Raw genomic sequence first — 4,978 nt, forward strand, 5'->3', positions numbered from 1 at the left:
CGCAGATGGTACTGCAGTTATGTGGGAGAGTATGTCGTCGCCTTTCTTTTAAAACCCTTCATCAATAGATGAAGGGTTTTTTGTTTTATAGCTATGCATGGTGAATCAAGTCTAAAACGGTTCAAGTCTAAAACGGATCAGGGATTATAACGAAAACGGATCATAACGAAAACCTGTGGAGTAGCAAAAATTAGAGATTAGGTGCAAAAGTTGGGGATTAAGCGAAAATATTAGATAATCGGAATAGAAAGAAATCGGATCAAGAACAATACTTGGGCATAAGGCAATAGTGGAGTTGTCCTTAACAAAACGAAATCTTGTTTTTTTGCTATTATGAATTGATTTGTAAATCCTTGATTTTTAGCATTAAATGATTCTGCGGAACTTCTGCTTAATCTCTTTTTTCAAAATGTTTTAGAATAGTATAAAGTTTGAGGTGGAATGCCAATTTTATCTATTGTATTGTTAGAGCTGAATGATTCGCTAACTGCAGCCAGCGTTTAGCGTCAAACTTTAAATTGCATCTTTTTAAACCTCTCAAAAAGTCGCCCTTTTGATTTTCTAAAGTTCTTCCCAGAAAGCGATAAATAGGAGTAATGATATTAGAATTAATAAGTTAAAATCTGTTTCATAATTTTCATAAAAGACATAAGTTGAGCTGTTATTCGATGTACGTTATCTACCGAATTCCTACCGCATGCTTTCCAGACAAAAAATACTCGTACCTCATTCTCATTAAGCCTTATTCTGAAACTATTGTGAAGTTGTGTCTGGTGCGCTCGATGTGGAAAATTTTGAATTTTAAGTCAACAACTATTCCTTTTTGAAATTAACTTAATGGAACGGTGTTGTTTAGGATTTGAAATAATCTCTTCTAAAGACAAACGAAATGCTGCAGCTCCTTTTTTGTAAAGAGTCCTTTTTAAATATTAAAAATTAATTTCGGCTAAGTAATTTTTTCGAAGATTACGGTTTTAATCTTAAAGTTTATATGACTTTAAAAATACAGATAGGACTTATTGATTTTTTTTCAGTAGTTTAAGACTTAAGATATGATTTAGTTATTTGTGTTGTTAGTAGAATGCTTCTATGGATTTCTTTTTCAAATATAATATATTGTAAATGTGTGATTTGTAAGTATTTAAAATTATTGTTTGTATTTTGTTAAATTTATATTAAAATTCAATTTGCTCAATGAAAATAAAAATTTACTTTTAATGATTAAATTTTCAAAATAATTACAACATCGACTGTATGAAAAAAAAAATACTTTTATTTTTATTATTTCTTTTTTTTCTTAGTTTTTCGCTAAGTTCAAAAAATTTAGACAATCTTGTAAATTTAAATGATATCAATTTTAAGCTCTATTCTAAATTAATAGCTACAGATTCAATTAAAAAACAAAAAAAGAAGTCCAAAGTAGTTCGGAATTCGGCGATTTTGGCTGTTTTGCCTTACCCACTTTCGACTGCTGGGAGTTCGTGTGGAGACGGTATTACTCCAATTCAAGTCAATGTCTATGCTTTTGGAGCAAATGGTAATGAAACGATTGAATGGTTTGCTTCATAGTCATCAGTTATACCGATATACACGGGAAATATTTACAGTCCAAGTATAAGTTCTACTAAAACTTATTACGTACAGAGCCGATTAGGTTCTGATGTTAGTTTCCGTGTACCTGTGGTTGCTTCTATATATGTCGTTCCGCCTGCAGTGACATTATCTGTTTCTCCGTCAACTTCTATTTCCTCTCCATTCTGTTTGGGTACTTCTACCACATTTGCTGCCACTGGCGGTGCAGATTTATTTGAATTTTCAGTCGATGGAGTCGTGAAACAAAGTATGTCATTAAGTAAAACATTTGTCTCAAATACTTTAACAGATGGTCAGGTTGTTAGAGTTCGAACTAGATATGCAGTGAGTTTTGATGGTAATGTTACCGAGAAAGCATGGGGCACTGGAGCACTTGAAGATAATTTTCTTTCTGCTCCTTTATCATCTAACGCCACTTCAGCATACATAAATTCTATAAAAATAAGCCCGACAGAGGATAAATTAACTTTCGGAGTACTTGGTAAAGTTCTAAGTGGTAGAAAAATTTTATTGTTTTTGGATACAAAAGTAGGAGGGTTTAATGTTTCAAATTATGGTGATGAAAATGGTGGGTTTCCTTTAGTGAATGCATTTAATTTTTTTAATAACAATCCAAGCACGTTTGACTCTTATTTCCAGGCAGATTATTGCTTAGCTATTGGAACAGACGTAGGAGGAAATAATTATAGTGCGGATATTATTGAACTAAGAACTGGAAATTCTATTAAGACTAATATAGGTGTTGTTGCTTCAGGAAGTCCATCTTCAGTAATGGGGATAAATAAAAATAATGTTGGGATTACCGATTACAGTCTAGGATTTGAAGTTGAAGTTTTAAAGTCTCTTATTGGTTATACAACGGGGGATATTAAATTTTTTGCTATGACTTTAGCAGATCAAGATGAAACAAATTATTCTGTTACCAATTCTTTTCTAAGTCCTGAAAAAGCGAGTAGTTTAGATTTCGGAAATGCAGCAGTAGATTACAATCTTAAAGATCCAAATCCAGTTGTAGTTGCTTCAGCGGCATTAACACCATGTTATTCAGAGGCAAATATTGTAATGAGTTTTGTTGAGAGTCCAACATTAGCTACTGTTGGAGAGAGTCAGTCTAAATGTAGTTTTACAAGTGATCCTTTGGGTGGCAATACACCGTCAGTTGGTACAGGATCTTGGACTAAAAAATCAGGACCTGGTAGCGTTAACTTTAGTGATAGTAGTAATGCATCTTCAACAGCTAATGTAGATGTTCTTGGTACTTATGTGTTTACATGGACGATTTCAAACGGACAATGTGTTCCATCTTCTGAAGATATTTCAGTACAATTCAATTTCACCGCTCCTCCTGTCATTGGATTGGTTACGCAACCGACTTGCGAGAGGACCTACGGCAGTATCGTACTAAATGGCTTGCCTTCAGTAGGTACATGGGTTATCACGCCATCTCTGGGTGCCCCAATTTCTGGATCTGGTAGTAGTTATGAATTTAGTAACCTACCATCATCAGGAATTTATACTTTTACTGTTACTGGCATAAATAATTGTTCATCTGTCGCATCAGAGTCAATTACTATCAATGCTATTCCAACACCTCCAGTTGAACCAACCACGGTTGGTGTGGTGCAACCTACTTGTGGAACTCCGTCCGGAAGTATCACAATCACAACACAAGAAGGAGCAGCCTACAGTTTGGATGGAATAACGTATCAGAGCTCGAATGTATTTACAGCATTGGCACCAAATACTTATACTTTATACCTACGAAATACATTGGATAACACTTGTGTAACTCCATCATCGACTACTACAACGATCAATGCTATTCCAACACCTCCAGTTGAACCCACGGCTAGTGTGGTGCAACCTACTTGTGGAACTCCATCAGGAAGTATTACAATCACAACACAAACAGGAGTAGCCTACAGTTTGGATGGAATATCGTACCAGAGCTCGAATGTATTTACAGCATTAGCACCAAATACTTATACTTTGTACGTAAGAAATACAGCGGATAACACTTGTGTAACTCCGTCATCGACTGTTATAACGATCAATGCTATTCCAACACCTCCAGTTGAACCAACCGCCGTTAGTGTGGTACAACCTACTTGTGGAATTCCTTCAGGAAGTATTACAATCACAACACAAACAGGAGTAGCCTACAGTTTGGATGGAATAACGTACCAGAGCTCGAATGTATTTACAGCATTGGCACCAAATACATATACTTTATACGTACGAAATACAGCGGATAACACTTGTGTAACTCCGTCATCAACTGCTATAACGATCAATGCTATTCCAACACCTCCAGTTGAACCAACCACGGCTAGTGTGGTGCAACCTACTTGTGGAATTCCTTCAGGAAGTATTACAATCACAACACAAGCAGGAGTAGCCTACAGTTTGGATGGAATAACGTATCAGAGCTCGAATGTATTTACAGCATTAGCTCCAAATACTTATACTATATACGTAAGAAATACGTCGGATAACACTTGTGTAACTCCGTCATCGTCTGCTATAACGATCAATGCTATTCCAACACCTCCAGTTGAACCAACCACGGCTAGTGTGGCGCAACCTACTTGTGGAACTCCGTCCGGAAGTATTACAATTACAACACAAGCAGGAGTAGCCTACAGTTTGGATGGATTAACCTATCAGAGCTCGAATGTGTTTACAGCATTGACACCAAATACTTATACTTTATATGTTCGAAGTACATTGGATAACACTTGTGTAACTCCGTCATCGACTGTTATAACGATCAATGCTATTCCAACACCTCCAGTTGAACCAACCACGGCTAGTTTGGGGCAACCTACTTGTGGAACTCCTTCAGGAAGTATTACAATCACCACACAAGCAGGAGTAGCCTACAGTTTGGATGGATTAACCTATCAGAGCTCGAATGTATTTACAGCATTGACACCAAATACTTATACTTTATATGTTCGAAGTACATTGGATAACACTTGTGTAACTCCGTCATCGACTGTTATAACGATCAATGCTATTCCAACACCTCCAGTTGAACCAACCACGGCTAGTGTGGTGCAACCTACTTGTGGAATTCCTTCAGGAAGTATTACAATCACCACACAAGCAGGAGTAACCTACAGTTTGGATGGAATAACGTACCAGAGCTCGAATGTATTTACAGCATTGGCACCAAATACTTATACTTTGTACGTTCGAAATACATTGGATAACACTTGTGTAACTCCGTCATCAACTGCTATAACGATCAATGCTATTCCAACACCTCCAGTTGAACCAACCACGGTTAGTGTGGTGCAACCAACTTGTGGAATTCCTTCAGGAAGTATTACAATCACAACACAAGCAGGAGTAGCCTACAGTTTGGATGGAATAACGTACC

The 4,978-nt window shown here is 36.5% G+C and carries 2 protein-coding genes; both read left to right on the forward strand.

Going from position 1 to position 4,978, the window contains the following annotated elements; all coding sequences use genetic code 11:
• Positions 1-1,254: 1,254 nt before the first annotated feature.
• On the forward strand, positions 1,255-1,569 hold the full coding sequence (locus IWX83_RS16865) for a hypothetical protein (RefSeq protein WP_196831326.1): 315 nt from the start codon (positions 1,255-1,257) through the stop codon (positions 1,567-1,569).
• Positions 1,570-1,680: 111 nt separating this feature from the next.
• Positions 1,681-4,978: hypothetical protein (locus tag IWX83_RS16870; protein WP_196831327.1), on the forward strand; the 3,298-nt coding region annotated here is incomplete at its 3' end.

Origin of the sequence: Flavobacterium sp. CG_9.1 (assembly GCF_015751645.1) — a bacterium.
GTDB classification, from domain to species: Bacteria; Bacteroidota; Bacteroidia; order Flavobacteriales; family Flavobacteriaceae; genus Flavobacterium; species Flavobacterium xanthum.

Coding starts and splice junctions, on each gene's coding strand:
- IWX83_RS16865 (WP_196831326.1), top strand. CDS start 1,255: ATGAAAAAAAAAATACTTTTATTTTTATTATTTCTTTTTTTTCTTAGT.